This window comes from Actinomadura sp. NBRC 104425, from assembly GCF_030269545.1.
Classification (GTDB): Bacteria; Actinomycetota; Actinomycetes; order Streptosporangiales; family Streptosporangiaceae; genus Spirillospora; species Spirillospora keratinilytica.
In genome coordinates, this window is the sequence record NZ_BSTN01000022.1 from 1 (window position 1) to 15,160 (window position 15,160).

Consider the following 15,160-nt stretch of genomic DNA (forward strand, 5'->3'; position numbering starts at 1 on the left):
ACTCGCCCGGTTTCGGGTGCGGTGCCCTGGTGCGGCTGGACGTGCTGCCGGACGGGACGGCCATGGGCCGGTTCGCCGGGTCGGCCGACTTCATGGTGCTGCGCTCGCAGCGCCCGGCCGGAGGGCCTGCCCGGGAATGGAGGCGGGCCGCCGAACGACCGGTGCGCACCAGCCGCACCCGCATCGACCCGCGCGTCCTGCAGTTCGGGCCGGTCAGCATCGATGTGACCGTCGCCGCGCTCGTGCCCGGGGTGGTCACCCGGTATTACGAGGGCGATGACGACGCCACGCTGTGGGTGCTGGACCGCGACGACCACGCCGGCCCGTGGGCCTCGGTGGACTACGAGCCGGGCGCACCGGACTTCGAGGTCCAGCAGGCCGGGGACCGAAACCTATGGGACGAGGTCGAACACGCCTACGTGCAATGGCTGACATGGGGACGCCCCGACATCACCCGCTTCGGACTGACCGTCACCCCTGAGGCGCACACGGTGTGGCTCGACACCCCCGACAACGCCATCTGACCAGCCCCGCCCCGGCTCCCGTAGAGCGCTCAGCCTGGCACGGGCCGCCTCGCCGCCCTGCCCACCAGCAGGGGACGCCTTGCGGACCACAACGGCCTTACTCGCAGGGGCTTGGGGGCGTGTCAGGCGGAGCCCGTCAGACTCCGCAGTTCTTGCACCGGGGGCAGGTTTTGCGCCTTGGCGGGAATCGCATCCAGAACGCCAAGCCCTGCGACACGGAGCCGGAGCGCCAGCACCTTGCGAAAAACACAGGCGGCCCGGCTCGCTGCTCCAAAGCAGTGTCGCGCGGAAGATCACGTCGCTTCACTGGTGCCGACTCCCTTCCGACTGGCCGGCGAGGCCGCCGGGTGACTCGGTGCGTGTCAGGCGGCGGACGTCAGGTTTCGCAGTTCTTGCACCGGGGGGAGGTTTTGGGCCTTGGCGGGAATCGCGTCCAGAACGCGACGTCCGGCGACACGGACACGGAGTACCCGCCGCTCGGCAGGCACCTCGTTGAGGATGCGAACGGCCTGACTCGCCGCCTCCTGGGGGTCACTCGGGGCACGCAGCAAGGCGCCGTACAGGCGGACCTGGAACGACACGTACTCCTCGGGGCGGCGGATGCGCCTAAGGGCATGTTGAGCCTCGGTAGCGTTCTTCTCGTCACCGAGGACCGCGTAAACGAAGCTCTGCTCGTAAAGCAGACTGTGTTCGCGGGACGGCGCGGTGGCGGGAATGCGCTCGAAGACGTCCTCGGCCTGGCGGATCGCGACCAGCGCCTCGTCGTGTCGCCCCATCAAGGCGAGCAAATCGGCCTTCGTGCCAAAAGCAGCCATGAGGTCCCCGGTGGGCTGGTTGCCCAGGAGCTGGAGCGCCTTCTCGTTCAGCGCCAGAAGTTCCGCCGGGTTCTCCTGCCTGTCCATGACGCGCTGGTTCGCCTCCCACTCACGGGTGCGACCGGAGAGCAGATCGCTGCCCGACTGGTCAGCGAGTTCGCGGGCAGTGAGCCACCACCGGTTCGCCTGACGGCGGTTACCGACCTGATGCCACGTCCCGGCGATCAGGTAGGCGTGGCGGGCGGCGACATACGACAGATCACGCCGAACACCATCCGGCTGCCACCGCTCCAGATGCTCGGACATCTCCGACCAGTCGTCCGCCAAAGCGGCCAGCACGACTTCGGGCGGATCGACCCGGTAGCTGAGCGCGTGAACGTCGTAGGCGGAGCCCCAGTCGTCGATCATCGCCTTGGAAACGCTCGCGCCAGGGAGTTTCGGGGAGGAGCTCTGCCATGCCTGAGTGAGAGCCGCCAGTACGGGAGCGACCGTGGCACCGGCGGTTACCTTTGCGCCATCCTGCAGGAGATCACGTCGCTTCACTGGTGCTGGCTCCCTTCCGACTGGCTGGCGAGGCCGCCGGGTGGCTCGGTGCTTGTCAGGCGTCAGACGTCAGGTTTCGCAGTTCTTGTACCGGGGGGAGGTTTTGGGCCTTGGCGGGAATCGCGTCCAGAACGCGACGTCCGGCGACGCGGATACGGAGTACCCGTCGCTCGGGAGGTAGCTCGTTGAGGATGCGAACGGCCTGGCTCGCCGCCTCCGTGGGATCGCTCGGAGCACGCAGCATCACGGCGTGGAAACGCAACTGGAACGTCGCGTACTCATCAGCGCGGTAGAAGTTCCGCGCCGCTTCCTGGGCCTTGGTGGCGTTCTTCTCGTCACCGATGAGCGAGTAAACGAAGCTCTGCTCGTAACGCAGGAGGTGTTCGCGGGACACCGCGGTGGCGGGGATGCGCTCGAAGACGTCCTCGGCCTGGCGGATCGCGGCCAGCGCCTCGTCGTGTCGCCCCATCAAGGCGAGCAAATCGGCCTTCGTACCGAGAGCCTGCATACGTTCCACGCTGGGCTGACCGCCGACCAGGCGAAGTGCCTCCTCGGTCAGCGCCAGGAGCTCCCGAAGGTCCTCCCGCTTGTCCGTCGTGCGCATGTTCGCTTCCCACTCACGGGTGAGGCCAGAGAGAAGATCGCTGCCCGACCGGTCGGCGAGTTCGCGGGCAGTGAGCCACCACCGGTTCGCCTGACGGCGGTTACCGACCTGCAGCCACGTCCCGGCGATCAGATAGGCGTGACGAGCGGCGACATACGACAGATCACGCCGAACACCATCCGGCTGCCACCGCTCCAGATGCTCGGACATCTCCGACCAGTCGTCCGCCAAAGCGGCCAGCACAACCTCTGGCAGGTCGATGCGGTAGCTGAGCGCGTGGATGTCGTAAGCGGAGCCCCAGTCGTCGATCATCGCCTTGGAGACACTCGCGCCGGGGAGTTTGGGCTCGGATGACTGCCATGCCTGAGTGAGGGCCGCCAGTACGGGAGCGACCGTGGCACCGGCGGTTACCTTTGCGCCGTCCTGCAGGAGATCACGTCGTTTCACTGGATCTTGCTCCTTACCGGAGGCTGGGGGACCTGCTTTCAAGGTACGCCTGTGGGCCGAGATTTCCTGCCGGAGCGATTCGATCTGGCGGCGGACCTCGAACAGGCAGCCCTCGGCGTTGATCGTCTTGTCGAGCGCGTAGGACATGTCCAGAGAGGGCAGGCGCTCGCCACTTTTGATCATGCTGATGTACGCCTCGGTGCAGCCGGTGGCGCGAGCGATCGCTTTGTTCGGACGGTCGCCTGCGAGATGCAAGAACAGGCGTGTGTATAGCCGCTTGCTGATCATCGTTACGACGTGTTCGAGCCGGTCGTCCATGTCGGCCTCCACGGATGCCGTACGGCAAGCACCTCATGCTCACCATCCGTCAAATCATCGTCACTCACGATAACCGCGCCCGGTCGCCAGGGTGTGCGCTTGTGAAAAGGGGTGCCAATCTTGTCACCAGAAGGCTTAACCTAGGAGCCCTAGGTTTGACCTAAGATTCCTAGGTAAGGAGTGCGCGGGCATGGGGCGGGCCGGGTTGACGGCGGAGCGGGTGACGCTCGCCGGGGCCGAGCTGGCGGACGAGGTCGGGCTCGAACACGTGACCATGTCGGCGGTGGCGCGGCGCCTCGGGGTGAAGGACGCGAGCCTGTACGCGCACGTGCGCAGCCTGGAGGACCTGCGCGGCCGCATCGCGCTGCTGGCGGCGGACGAGAAGACCATCCGCATCGCCGAGGCCATCGCCGGGCGGGCGGGCAAAGACGCGCTGATGGCGTACGCGAACGCCTACCGCTCCTACGCCCACGAGCACCCGGGCCGGTACACGGCGACGCAGATCCCGATGCGCATCGATCCCGAACTGGCGGCCGCCGCCCCCGGGCCGCGGCGTGCGGTCGAGCTGACCTACGGCATGCTGCGCGCCTACAAGCTGGACGAGCCCGATTTGACCGACGCGGTGCGGCTGGTGCGCGCCACGCTGCACGGCTTCGTCACCCTGGAGGCCGCGGGCGGGTTCGCGCACGCGCGCCCGGTGGAGGAGTCCTGGACGAGCTGCCTGGAAGCCCTGCACGCCTCGCTACAGCATTGGCCCTCGCGCCGTGAAGGAGCCCCGTCATGACCACCCCGACCACCGGCCGTCTGCGCGTGGACGGCGCGACCCTGCACTACGAGGTGCGCGGGGAGGGGCCGCTGCTGCTGTTGATCCCCGGCGGCACGGGCGGCGCGGCCTCCTTCGACGGTGTCGCCGACATGCTGGCCGCCGACTACACGGTCGCGTCCTACGACCCGCGCGGCCTGTCGCGCAGCCCGTTGGACGACCCGCAGGCGCGGCAGCGGGTCGCCCAGCATGCCGAGGACGCGTTCCGGCTGCTGGATCTGCTGTCTGCCGACGCGCCCGCCCGCGTGGTCGGCTGCAGTTCGGGGGCGATCGTCGCGCTGCACATGCTCACCGAACGTCCCGAGCGGATCGCACGGGTCGTGGCGCACGAGCCGCCGGTGGTGGAGGTGCTGCCGGACGCCGCCGAGCACCGCGCCATGCTCGCCCGCGTCCAGGAGACGTTCCGCCTGGACGGCCTGATGCCCGCGGCGGCCGAGTTCGCGGCGGCCCTGCGACGTCCCGGCGACCCGGCCTCGGCGCCCGTCGAACTGCCGCCCCAGGCGCGGGCGCGAGCGGAGCGCACGATGGCGGACATGCCGTACTTCCTCGGCAGCATCGTGCCGAGCTTCATGGCCTACACCCCGGACCTGGACCGCCTAAACGCCTTGTCGGATCGGCTCGTGCTCGCCGCCGGGACGGACTCACACGGCGAACTCCCCTACCGTCCCGCCGCCCACCTGGCGGAACGGTTCGGCACCGGGCTCGTCCACTTCCCCGGCGGACACACCGGTCTCACCACGCATCCCGCCGAGTTCGGCGGCATGCTCCGCAAGGTGCTGGCCGCCTGACTCCGAAACACGGCAAGGCGTGCTGTCCCGGGCCTTTAGGTCCGGCAAAGACGGGGCGGTGGCGGGCGTGCCGGGCGTCACGGCGGGTAGGACGCGGCCGGATCGGAGGGGCTGCGTTGGGCGACCGGTTGTGCCTGGTCACGGGGGCCAGCGGTTACATCGGGGGGCGGCTGGTGCCGGAGCTGCTGAACTCCGGGCACCGGGTGCGGTGCATGGTGCGCTCGGCGCGGCGGCTGCGCGACCATCCGTGGGCGGGACGCGTCGAGATCGCCGAGGCCGACGCCACCGACCCGGAGTCGACGGCGCGGGCCCTGGACGGGGTGGACGTCGCCTACTTCCTGATCCACGCGATCGGCAGCGGGGGCGGGTTCGCCGGGGCCGACCGGCGGGCCGCGAGCGTGTTCGCCGACGCCGCCCGCGACAAGGGCGTCGGACGGCTGGTCTACCTGGGCGGCATGACCCCCGCCGACCGGCTGTCGCCGCACCTGGAGTCGCGGGCCGAGGTCGGGCGGATCCTGCTGGACAGCGGCGTCCCGACGATCTGGCTGCGCGCCGCCGTGATCATCGGGTCGGGGTCGGCGTCGTTCGAGATGCTGCGGTACCTGACCGAGCGGCTCCCGGTGATGGTGACGCCGCGCTGGGTGCGCACCCGCATCCAGCCGATCGCGGTCCGCGACGTCCTGCACTACCTGGTCGCCTGCGCCGACCTGCCGCCCGAGGTGTCGGGGGCCTTCGACATCGGCGGCCCGGACGTGCTCACCTACCGGGACATGATGCGCCGCTACGCCGTCGCGGCGGGGCTGCGGCCACGCCTGATCATTCCGGTGCCGGTGCTGAGCCCGCAGCTGTCGAGCCTGTGGGTGGGGGCGATCACGCCGGTTCCGGGGAGGCTGGCGCGGCCCCTGGTCGAGTCGCTGCGCAACGAGGTGGTGTGCCGCGAGCAGGAGATCGCGCGGCACGTCCCGCCGCCGCCGGACGGGCCGACCGGGTTCGACCGGGCGGTGCGGCTGGCGCTGCGCCGCATCCGCGACGCCGACGTCGCCACCCGCTGGTCGTCGGCGTCCGTCCCGGGCGCGCCCAGCGACCCGCTGCCCACCGACCCGGACTGGGCGGGCGGCAGCCTGTACGTGGACGAACGCGCCTGCCGCACGCACGCGTCCGCCGAACGGCTGTGGGCGGTCGTCGAAGGCATCGGCGGGGAGCACGGCTGGTACTCCTTCCCGCTGGCCTGGCGGGCCCGGGGCGTCATCGACCGGCTGGTCGGCGGCGTGGGCCTGCGCCGGGGCCGCCGCGACCCGCGCCGGCTGCGGGTCGGCGAGAGCCTGGACTTCTGGCGCGTCGAGGAGATCGAGCCGGGGCGGCTGCTGCGGCTGCGCGCGGAGATGCGGCTGCCCGGCCTGGCCTGGCTGGAGCTGGGCGTGGACGAGCGGGACGGGCACACCGTCTACACGCAGCGGGCGCTGTTCCACCCGCGCGGCCTGGCCGGTCACGCCTACTGGTGGGCGTTCCGCCCGTTCCACGAGATCGTCTTCGGCGGCATGTGCCGGGGCGTCGTCACCGCCGCCGAGAACCCGGCCCTGCCCGGCCGCCCCGCCTGAGGCGGCGCGCCCGGCCGCCGGATCGGTTAGGCTCGGTGCGATCACAGGGAGGTGGTCATGCTGCCGTGGTCGGCGGACCTGGCCGGGCGGATCGACGAGCATGTCGTCACCAGCGAGCTGCTGCGCGGCAACCCGCTGGGCGACCCGCACGAGCGGCCCCTGTGGGTGTACGTGCCGCCGGGCTACGACGCGGACGGCGGCCGGCGCTACCCCACCGTCTACGTGATCATGGGGTTCACCGGCCACGTCGGGATGTGGCGCAACCGCACGCCGTTCCGGCAGCCGTTCCCCGAGACCGCCGACGCGGTGTTCGCGCGGGGCGAGGCGCCGCCCGCGATCGTCGTGTACGTGGACGCCTGGACCAGCTACGGCGGCAGCCAGTACCTGGACTCGCCGGGCACCGGCCGCTACCACTCGTATCTGTGCGACGAGATCGTCCCGTGGGTGGACGCGCGGTACCGGACGCTCCCCGACCGCGACCACCGGGCGATCACCGGCAAGTCCAGCGGCGGCTACGGCGCGATGATCACCCCGATGCTGCGGCCGGACGTGTTCGGCGCGCTGGCCACGCACGCCGGCGACGCGCTGTTCGAGTACTGCTACCTGCCCGAGTTCCCCAAGTGCGTGCGGCATCTGCGCAAGTACGACGGCGACATCATGCGCTGGTGGGAGTCCTTCCGCTCCCGGGTGCCGTTCACCGAGCCCGAGGACATGGAGTTGCTGAACGTGCTGGGCATGGCGGCCTGCTATTCGGCGCGTGAGGACGGCACGCCCGAATTGCCGTTCGATCCGGTCACCGGGGTGCTGCGCGCCGAGACGTGGGAGCGGTGGCTGGCGCTCGACCCGGTGCGGATGGCGCCCCGGCACGCCGACGCACTGCGGTCGCAGCGGGCGGTCTGGATCGACGGCGGCACCCGTGACGAGTGGTTCCTGGACATCGGGGCGCAGGCGTTCCGGCAGGCCCTCGACGACATCGGCGTCCCCCGGGACGTGGTGCGCTTCGAGCTGTTCGGCGCGGGCCACGGCGGCATCGACTACCGATACCCGCTGGCGCTGGCCTGGTTGTGCCGGCGCATCGCCCCCTGACCGCTACCGGGCCGCGCCCTGTCGTAGCCCGGCGTGACAATGGGTTCATGTGCCGCAGCATCAAGACGCTCCGTCCGCCGTACGCCGACGAGGTCACCGACGACGACATCCGGGCGGCCGCACTCCAGTACGTGCGCAAGATCTCCGGGTTCCGCGCGCCCGCGCCGCACAACGCCGAGGCGTTCGACCGCGCCGTCGAGGAGATCGCCCAGAGCACGGCCGCCCTGCTGGCGTCCCTGGAGGTACGCGGCGCCCGCCGCTCCGCCTGACGGCGGCGACGGGCGCCGGGGTCACTCGGCGGCGACCAGTTCGGCGATCTGGACGGCGTTGAGCGCGGCGCCCTTGCGCAGGTTGTCGCCGGAGCAGAACAGCGCCAGGCCGTTGTCGGCCGTCTCGTCGCGGCGGATGCGGCCCACGTACGTCGGGTCCTGGCCGGCGGCCTGCAGCGGCGTCGGGATGTCCGACAGCGCCACGCCGGGCGCGCCGTCCAGCAGCTCGCGGGCCCGCTCGGGCGTGATCGGACGCGCGAACCGGGCGTTGATCTGCAGGGAGTGGCCGGTGAACACCGGGACGCGCACGCAGGTCCCCGACACCTTCAGATCCGGGATTTCAAGGATCTTGCGGCTTTCGTTGCGGAGCTTCTGCTCTTCGTCGGTCTCCGCCAGGCCGTCGTCCACGATCGAACCGGCCATGGGCAGCACGTTGAACGCGATCGGCCGCGCGTACACCCGCGGCTCGGGGAACTCGACCGCCGCCCCGTCGTGGGTGAGCCGGTCGGCGCCCTCGACCACCTTGCGGGCCTGCTCGTGCAGCTCGGCGACGCCCGCCAGGCCGCTGCCGGACACCGCCTGGTAGGTGGAGACGACCAGCGCGGTCAGCCCGGCCTCCTCGTGCAGGGGCCGCAGCACCGGCATCGCCGCCATGGTCGTGCAGTTGGGGTTGGCAATGATCCCCTTGGGGCGGTTCTTCGCCGCGTGCGGGTTGACCTCGGAGACGACGAGCGGCACGTCCGGGTCCATCCGCCAGGCCGAGGAGTTGTCGACGACGACCGCGCCGGCCACCGCCACGCGCGGCGCCAGCTCCTTGGAGGTGTGCTTCCCGGCGGAGAACAGGACGATGTCGAGCCCGGAGTAGTCGGCCGCGGCGGCGTCCTCGACCGTCACCTCGGTGCCCTGCCAGGTGATCGTGCGCCCGGCCGAACGGGCGGAGGCGAACAGCCGCAGCCCGTCCACCGGGAAGGCGCGCTCGGCCAGGATCTTGAGCATGACGCCCCCGACCTGCCCGGTGGCACCGACGATCCCGATTCTCATGCCGCTCCCTCGTGATTAATCGCTTGACCTGCGGCAACGAGTCTGCCGACGAGGTCGTCCAACGTCCAGTGAATAACCCTTCGCGGTTCCCTTCAGCAGGGCTTCACCGACCCCGGTGTCGGCGGCGGGGGCACCAACGACCTTAACGCCCTCGGCCGCGTGCCTCCTTCCCGAGGCTCACTCCGCGGCCGCTTCGAGGGAGGCGGCCCGCGCCGCGCGGGCCGGGTGGAGCCGGAACGACAGCAGGGCCGCGAGCACCGCGAGGCACCCGGTGAGGGCGAACGTGACGACCAGCGCGGTGTGCGTCCGCCCGCCGTGCGCGTGCGCGATCGCTATCGTCGCGCCGCCGATGCCGCTGACCACGGCGGTGGCGAGGGTTTGCGCGAGCTGCAGGGCGGCGCCGACCTCGCCTTGCCGGGCGGCGGGCGCGCGCTCGGTCGTTTCGGTGGTGGCCGCATTGAACGCCACGCCCATGCCGAGCCCGCCGATGGCCCAGCCTGCCACGGCCGTCAGCGGCGGGACGGCCTCGACGAGCACGCCGAACGCCATGACGACCAGCCCGGCCAGCAGCACCAGCGAGCCCAGAACCATGCTCGCCGTGCGGTCACCGCGCCGGGCGCCGTCGCGTCCCGCCTGGAGCGCCGAACCCGCCACCCACGTGAGCGCCCCCGCCGACAGCCCGAGCCCGGCTTCGGCGGCGCCGACGCCGCGCAGCTCGGTGAGGCCGAGCGGCAGGAACGCCTCGCTGCCGAAGTACACCCCGCACAGCAGGAACCGCAGCGCGACGCCCGCGCCGACGCCGCGCCGGGCGGTGAGCGTCCCCTCCGGGGTGACCCGGCCCAGCGCCGCCACGGCGACGCCCAGGCCGAGGACGGCCAGCACGACGAGCGGCGCGAGCCGGTCGAGCAAAAGCGCCTGGATGAACAGGCCCGTCCCGGCGGTGAGCAGGACGCTGGCGGCGGCGGGCCCCTTCCACCACGGCCGGGCGGCCCTCATCGGGGTCTCGTCCGCCGGGGACGCGGCGGCGGGCCGCAGCGCGCGGACGCCCGGCAGCGTCAGCACGGCGGCGGCGGCGACCAGCGGCGGCAGCAGCCCGAACACGCCGCGCCAGCCGACGCCGTCCGCCACCGCCGCGGCGATCGTCGGGCCGATGAGCGACGGGACGGTCCAGGCCGAGGAGAGGAGGGCGAACATGCGGGCGCGCAGCCGCTCGGGGTACGCCAGGCCGATCATCGCGTAGGCCATGCCCATGACGGCGCCCACGCCCAACCCCTGGGCGAACCGGCCCAGCAGGAACACCGGCCACGAACCGGCGGCCCCGGCCAGCGCGCACCCGGCCGCGAACACCAGCAGTCCGAGCGCCAGGGGCCGTGCGGGGCCGCGCCGGTCGGCGTCCTGCCCCGCGGCGACCGCGCCGAGGATCTGCGCGAGCATCGACGCCGACAGCCCCCATCCGTAGGCGTCGAGCCCGTCGAGCCTGCGCGCGATCTCGGGCAGCACCGTCGCCACGCCCAGGGACTCGAACGCCACAAGCCCCACCGAGAGCCCGACGCCCGAGGTCAGCACCCGATATTGCGGCGAGAAGACGCCGCCGTCGGCCTGCCGGGCCATCGCGACCACCTCCAAAATACATTCCGTTTCGAATCGGAACGAAATATCCCCCTAGACTGGCGGCATGGTCAAGGGCTCGGAACGCACCACCGCGGTCGCGGCGGCGGGCGCGGCAGGCGGGGAGCGCGCGCGGCGCGCGGGACGGCCGCGCGATACCCGCATCGACGACGCCGTCCGCCGGGCCACCCTGGACACGCTGCGCGAGACGGGTTACAGCGGGCTCACCCTCGAAGGCGTCGCCGCCCGCGCCGGGACCACCAAGCCCGCCATCCGGCGCCGCTGGCCCACCCGGCGGCACCTGATCGTGGACGCCCTCGCCACGACGATGGGCACCGCGCCCACCCCCGACACCGGATGCACGCACTGCGACCTGGTCGCGGGCATCGGCACGTTGACCGAGGCCTTCACCGGCGACCCCGTGGTCCGCCGCACCCTGCCCGGCCTGATCGCCGACCTCGGGGACGACCCCGAACTGGCCGAGTCGTTCTTCGCCCGGCTGTTCCATCCGCGCCGCGCCACCACGGCCGCCGCCCTGCGGCGCGGCGTCGAACGCGGCGACATCCGCCCCGACGCCGACATCGACCTGCTGCTCGACATGCTGGCCTCCACCGCGTACTACCGGGCGCTGTTCGGCCACCTGCCGATCACGCCGCGGCTCGCCGAGGACGTCGTGGCGGTCGTCATGTCCGGGGTCGCCACCGAGCGGTGGCGCCACAACCACCGCTGACGCCCCAGGGAAGGTTCAGGGACCAATCAGGGCAAATCCCTATGTAAGGGTCGCGGTGTGCTGGGCATGATCGAGGCATGGACATGGACAAGAAGCGGCTGCAGCGCACCCGCGACAGCCGGATGATCGCCGGAGTCTGCTCCGGCGCCGGCCGCTACCTGGGCGTCGACCCCAACATCCTCCGCCTGGGGCTGGCGGTGTTCACCGTCTTCGGCGGCGCCGGGGTCCTGCTGTATGCGATCGCCTGGCTGCTCATCCCCGAGGAGGGCACGCCCACCTCCCTCGCCGAGGACCTCATCAAGAAGGGCCAGGAGTCACCCGTCGTCCAGGACGCCGTGCAGAAGGCCAAGGACTCCCTCAACAAGACCCGCACCCGCCCCTGACGCCCCGCCGCCCCGCGGACGGCGGTCAGGGAGCCGGGCGGACGGTGGCGGCGCGGCCGCCCTCGGCGGCGTCCGGGCCCGACGCCGCGCGGCCGCCTGCCCGCGCGCGGCCGTTGGACGCCGCGCGCACCGGCAGCGGACGACTCGCGCCGTCCCGTGAACCGGCGCCGTCACCGGCGGACGGTTCGGCGGCGGACCCCTGCATCGACGCGATCACCTCGTGCCGCACCTGGTTCCACACCAGCGTCAGCATCGTCGCCGCCGACAAGCCCAGCGCGCCCGCCAGCGAAACCACCGTCTGCGGGCCCAGGAACTGCGCGGCCGCACCGCCGATCAGAATCGCCAGGCCCTGCCCGGCCAGAATGCCCGACTGCGCCAGCCCGAACGCCTGGCCCCGCCCCGACGGCGGCACCGCCGCCACGAACGCCGCGTTGGCCGCCAACTGGTAGGCGCTGCCCGCCCCCGCCAGCACCCACAGCGCCACCACCGCCCACAGCGGCGGATGCACGGCCGCCCCGATGAGAGGCGCGCACGCCAGCATCGACATCCAGCCCATGGCGCGGATGCGGTTGGACGGCCGCACGCACCGGCTGAACACGAACGCCCCCGCGACCATCCCCGTCGGCATGGCCGACATCAGCAGCCCCACCGTCACCGCGCCGCCGCCGAACGTCGCCGCGTACGGGGCGGCCAGCCCCTCGGGCACGACGTAGAACGCGCACAGCCACGCGAACGACACCAGCGAACGCAGCGTCGTGTCGCCGAACACCAGCCGCGCCCCCTCCCGCGTGCCGCGCCACAGCGCCAGCGACTCGCTCTCGCGGCGGCGCGGCGCCGGACGCCTGCGCATCCCCGCCACCAGGATCACCGCGGACGCCCCGAACGTCACCGCGTTGATCATCAGCGCCTGGTACGTCCCCACCGCCGCGACGATCGCGCCGCCCGCCAGGAACCCCAGCATCTGCGCGGCCTGGTGGGTCATATTGTTGATCGCCGACCCGGCGACGTACCGGTCGCCCGACAGCACGTCCGGCAGCAGCGCCGCCCGCGCCGCGGTGAACGGCGCGCCCAGCAGCACCACCAGGCACACCAGCGCGCACAGCGACCAGAACGGCATCGACTGCAGCGCCATCAGCGCCACCAGCCCGGCGCGCAGCAGGTCGCACACCACCATGACGGTGCGGCGCGGGAACAGGTCGGCCAGCCCCGACAGGACCGGCCCGCCCACGATGGGCGGCAGGTACGTCAACGCGTAGGCGACCGCCGTCAGCAACGCCGAGCCGGTGCGGTCGTACACGAGCACCGCCAACGCGACCTGCGCCAGCTGGTCGCCGATGAACGACAACGCCTGCGCGAGCCACAGGGCACGGAACTCGCCCACCGCGAAGACCTCACGATAGGTGGCCTGCACTTCCGGCGGACGCCGATGCCGGCCGCTCTGCCTTTCCGCCACACACGCTCCAGCAAGGTTCGGAGAACCCCCCTATTAACTCACGCTGCGTGGCAGTCGGGTGACCTTCCGTGCCCGATTGGGGGAAGACTTCACCCCGCAAGGCCCCTCCGGCCGCCTCAGTAGCCGAGCTCGTGCAGCCGCTCGTCGTCGATCCCGAAATGGTGGGCGATCTCATGCACCACCGTGATGCGCACCTCGTCGACCACCTCGTCGGGGGTCTCGCAGATCGCCAGGATCTCGTTGCGGTAGATCGAAATGTGATCAGGCAGCACGCCGGCGTACCAGTCGCCCCGCTCCGTCAGGGGTACCCCCTGATACAGGCCGAGCAGGCCGGGTTCGGGCGCGTCGTCCTCGACGACGATGACGACGTTGCGCATGACCTCGGTGAGCTCGGCCGGGATGCTGTCGAGGGCCTCCCCCACCAGGTCCTCGAACGCCTCCCGCGACATCTCGATCACAGCCCCCATTGTGCTCGACGGAAGGGAGCCCCCGGTGCCGGACCGCCTCCGCGCCGCCGCTTCGATACCGCGTTCCGTCTGGTCCCGCATCCGCTCGTCCCGCCTGCCGGCGGCGGTCGCCGCGTCCCGCTGGCCCCGCGTCATCGCGGTGCTGCTCGTCGGGCTGGCCGGCGGCCTCGTCGGCCTGCTGCTCGGCGGCCGCATCCAGACCGCCGTCGGCCCGACCGACGTGTCGCTGGCCCTGCGCCCCGCCTGGAACGGCGGCACGATCGTCCGGATCCCGCCGCTGGGCGCGCTGCACCTGGACACCCACTCGGGCCCGATCGCGCTGGAGGCCCGCGTCACCGCCCTGCGCCCCGAATCGGCCCGCTCGCTGATCGAGGGGAAGGGCGACCTGTCCGACCTCACCGACCAGATCACCGACCAGCTCCGGCACGGCGTCACCGTCCTGCTGCTGCGCGCCGCCGCCCTCGCCGTGGTCGTCGCCCTGCTGGCGGGCCTGCTGGTCTTCCGCTCGTGGCGGCGCGCCCTGCTCGGCACCGCGGCGGCCGCCGCCGGGCTGGTCTCCCTCGCCCTGCTGTTCTGGACGACGTTCAACCCGCAGGCCATCGCCGAACCCCGCTACACCGGCCTGCTGGCCAACGCCCCCCAGGTCGTCGGCGACGCCCGCAGCATCGTCGAACGCTTCTCGGCCTACCGCGCCCAGCTCGCCCGCCTGGTCGGCAACGTCTCCAAGCTCTACAGCGTCACCTCGACGCTGCCCACCTACGAGCCCGACCCATCGACGATCCGCGTCCTGCACGTCTCCGACATCCACCTCAACCCGGCGGCCTGGTCGGTGATCCGGTCGGTCAGCACCCAGTTCAAGGTCAACATGGTCATCGACAGCGGCGACCTGACCGACCACGGCAGCCGCCCCGAGGACCGCTTCGCCGAGGAGATCGATTCGCTCAAGGTGCCGTACGTGTTCGTCCGCGGCAACCACGACTCGCGCGGCACCCAGCGCGCCGCCGACCGGCAGAAGAACGCCGTCGTCCTGGACGACTCCGTCAAGCAGATCGAGGGCCTGCGCATCTACGGCGTCGGCGACCCCCGCTTCACCCCCGACAAGACCACCCGCGACGACAACGTGGGCGCCGAACAGCTGCGCGCCCGCGGCTCCCAGCTCGCCGCGAAGCTCCGCGCCTCCGGCACCGTCCCCGACCTGGTGGTCGTCCACGACCCGCACGAGGGCGAGGGCTTCTCCGGGGCGGCCCCCCTCGTCCTGTCCGGCCACAACCACGCGCGTTCCACCACCCTCCTGCCCACCGGCACCCGCCTGTTCGTCCAGGGCTCCACCGGAGGCGCCGGCCTGCGCGGCCTCGAGAAGGAGCAGCCCACCCCCATCGAGCTGTCCATCCTCTACTTCAGCCGCACCGACCACCGCCTCCAGGGCTGGGACGACATCCGCCTGGGCGGCCTGGGCCTGTCCTCCGCCCAGATCGAACGCCACCTGGAACCCCGCCCCGGCCGCACCATCTCCCCTTCTCCCCCAGCCACGACGACCGTCTCGCCGTCCTTCCCGTCCCTCCCTCCCTCCGAGTGGCCCACCACGACGCCCCTGTCCCCGCGTCCGTCCCGCCAAGGGGGATAACCCTTTATGCGTGCCGGGAGGTTGTCCCCTATGCTGGAG

General features: G+C 72.0%; 14 protein-coding genes and 1 pseudogene. 9 read left to right on the forward strand and 6 right to left on the reverse strand.

Features of this window, described 5'->3' with window-relative positions; genetic code table 11:
* A pseudogene (locus QSK22_RS25710) lies at positions 1–524 on the forward strand (methyltransferase domain-containing protein); the annotation flags it as partial.
* A 362-nt stretch (positions 525–886) separates the two neighbouring features.
* On the opposite strand, the gene QSK22_RS25715 reads toward QSK22_RS25710, so the two are convergent.
* Together QSK22_RS25715 and QSK22_RS25720 are read right to left on the reverse strand one after the other, a co-directional pair.
* A complete protein-coding gene (locus QSK22_RS25715; protein WP_285496946.1) occupies positions 887–1,747 on the reverse strand; it encodes a hypothetical protein in 861 nt (286 codons plus the stop codon).
* Between the two features lie 190 nt (positions 1,748–1,937).
* Positions 1,938–3,251, reverse strand: coding sequence for a helix-turn-helix transcriptional regulator (locus QSK22_RS25720; RefSeq protein WP_285496947.1), 1,314 nt, complete (start codon positions 3,249–3,251; stop codon positions 1,938–1,940).
* A 190-nt stretch (positions 3,252–3,441) separates the two neighbouring features.
* On the opposite strand from QSK22_RS25720, the gene QSK22_RS25725 reads away from it, so the two are divergent.
* The 5 genes from QSK22_RS25725 (at position 3,442) to QSK22_RS25745 (ending at position 7,815) form a co-directional block, all read left to right on the forward strand.
* Positions 3,442–4,035 carry a TetR/AcrR family transcriptional regulator gene (locus QSK22_RS25725; RefSeq protein ID WP_285496948.1) on the forward strand — a complete coding sequence of 198 codons (594 nt, stop codon included), beginning with the start codon at positions 3,442–3,444 and terminating at the stop codon, positions 4,033–4,035.
* Positions 4,032–4,862, forward strand: coding sequence for an alpha/beta fold hydrolase (locus tag QSK22_RS25730; RefSeq protein ID WP_285496949.1), 831 nt, complete (start codon positions 4,032–4,034; stop codon positions 4,860–4,862). The genes QSK22_RS25725 and QSK22_RS25730 overlap by 4 nt, the downstream gene beginning before the upstream one ends.
* 116 nt (positions 4,863–4,978) lie before the next feature.
* Positions 4,979–6,460, forward strand: coding sequence for an SDR family oxidoreductase (locus QSK22_RS25735; RefSeq protein ID WP_285496950.1), 1,482 nt, complete (start codon positions 4,979–4,981; stop codon positions 6,458–6,460).
* A gap of 57 nt (positions 6,461–6,517) precedes the next feature.
* Complete coding sequence (locus tag QSK22_RS25740; RefSeq protein ID WP_285496951.1) at positions 6,518–7,546, forward strand: alpha/beta hydrolase; 1,029 nt, start codon at positions 6,518–6,520, stop codon at positions 7,544–7,546.
* A gap of 47 nt (positions 7,547–7,593) precedes the next feature.
* Positions 7,594–7,815, forward strand: coding sequence for a DUF2277 domain-containing protein (locus QSK22_RS25745; RefSeq protein ID WP_285496952.1), 222 nt, complete (start codon positions 7,594–7,596; stop codon positions 7,813–7,815).
* 21 nt (positions 7,816–7,836) lie between these two features.
* On the opposite strand, the gene QSK22_RS25750 is transcribed toward QSK22_RS25745, so the two are convergent.
* Together QSK22_RS25750 and QSK22_RS25755 are read right to left on the reverse strand one after the other, a co-directional pair.
* Positions 7,837–8,856, reverse strand: a complete 1,020-nt coding sequence (locus QSK22_RS25750; RefSeq protein WP_285496953.1) for an aspartate-semialdehyde dehydrogenase — start codon at positions 8,854–8,856, stop codon at positions 7,837–7,839.
* Between the two features lie 177 nt (positions 8,857–9,033).
* On the reverse strand, positions 9,034–10,467 hold the full coding sequence (locus QSK22_RS25755; protein ID WP_285496954.1) for an MFS transporter: 1,434 nt from the start codon (positions 10,465–10,467) through the stop codon (positions 9,034–9,036).
* Positions 10,468–10,531: 64 nt separating this feature from the next.
* Between QSK22_RS25755 and QSK22_RS25760 the strand changes: the two genes are divergently transcribed.
* Both QSK22_RS25760 and QSK22_RS25765 read left to right on the forward strand, forming a co-directional pair.
* Positions 10,532–11,194 (forward strand): TetR/AcrR family transcriptional regulator, encoded by a 663-nt coding sequence (locus tag QSK22_RS25760; protein WP_285496955.1) that lies wholly within the window; start codon positions 10,532–10,534, stop codon positions 11,192–11,194.
* A 77-nt stretch (positions 11,195–11,271) separates the two neighbouring features.
* Positions 11,272–11,577: a PspC domain-containing protein gene (locus tag QSK22_RS25765; protein ID WP_285496956.1), complete on the forward strand. Its 306-nt coding sequence runs from the start codon at positions 11,272–11,274 to the stop codon at positions 11,575–11,577.
* 25 nt (positions 11,578–11,602) lie between these two features.
* Here the strand turns inward: QSK22_RS25765 and QSK22_RS25770 are convergent, their stop codons facing one another.
* Together QSK22_RS25770 and QSK22_RS25775 are read right to left on the reverse strand one after the other, a co-directional pair.
* The gene (locus tag QSK22_RS25770; protein WP_285496957.1) at positions 11,603–12,958 is read right to left on the reverse strand and encodes an MFS transporter; all 1,356 of its coding nucleotides are present in this window, start codon (positions 12,956–12,958) and stop codon (positions 11,603–11,605) included.
* A 188-nt stretch (positions 12,959–13,146) separates the two neighbouring features.
* Positions 13,147–13,488 carry a metallopeptidase family protein gene (locus tag QSK22_RS25775; RefSeq protein WP_285496958.1) on the reverse strand — a complete coding sequence of 114 codons (342 nt, stop codon included), beginning with the start codon at positions 13,486–13,488 and terminating at the stop codon, positions 13,147–13,149.
* Between the two features lie 34 nt (positions 13,489–13,522).
* On the opposite strand from QSK22_RS25775, the gene QSK22_RS25780 reads away from it, so the two are divergent.
* Positions 13,523–15,121 (forward strand): metallophosphoesterase family protein, encoded by a 1,599-nt coding sequence (locus QSK22_RS25780; protein ID WP_285496959.1) that lies wholly within the window; start codon positions 13,523–13,525, stop codon positions 15,119–15,121.
* Positions 15,122–15,160: the final 39 nt, after the last annotated feature.

What these genes read in the sequence shown, in the direction of transcription:
- QSK22_RS25720 (WP_285496947.1), bottom strand. Translation starts at nt 3,251, where the DNA reads ATGGACGACCGGCTCGAACACGTCGTAACGATGATCAGCAAGCGGCTA.
- QSK22_RS25715 (WP_285496946.1), bottom strand. Translation starts at nt 1,747, where the DNA reads ATGATCGACGACTGGGGCTCCGCCTACGACGTTCACGCGCTCAGCTAC.
- QSK22_RS25725 (WP_285496948.1), top strand. Translation starts at nt 3,442, where the DNA reads ATGGGGCGGGCCGGGTTGACGGCGGAGCGGGTGACGCTCGCCGGGGCC.
- QSK22_RS25740 (WP_285496951.1), top strand. Translation starts at nt 6,518, where the DNA reads ATGCTGCCGTGGTCGGCGGACCTGGCCGGGCGGATCGACGAGCATGTC.
- QSK22_RS25765 (WP_285496956.1), top strand. Translation starts at nt 11,272, where the DNA reads ATGGACATGGACAAGAAGCGGCTGCAGCGCACCCGCGACAGCCGGATG.
- QSK22_RS25760 (WP_285496955.1), top strand. Translation starts at nt 10,532, where the DNA reads ATGGTCAAGGGCTCGGAACGCACCACCGCGGTCGCGGCGGCGGGCGCG.
- QSK22_RS25730 (WP_285496949.1), top strand. Translation starts at nt 4,032, where the DNA reads ATGACCACCCCGACCACCGGCCGTCTGCGCGTGGACGGCGCGACCCTG.
- QSK22_RS25750 (WP_285496953.1), bottom strand. Translation starts at nt 8,856, where the DNA reads ATGAGAATCGGGATCGTCGGTGCCACCGGGCAGGTCGGGGGCGTCATG.
- QSK22_RS25755 (WP_285496954.1), bottom strand. Translation starts at nt 10,467, where the DNA reads ATGGCCCGGCAGGCCGACGGCGGCGTCTTCTCGCCGCAATATCGGGTG.
- QSK22_RS25745 (WP_285496952.1), top strand. Translation starts at nt 7,594, where the DNA reads ATGTGCCGCAGCATCAAGACGCTCCGTCCGCCGTACGCCGACGAGGTC.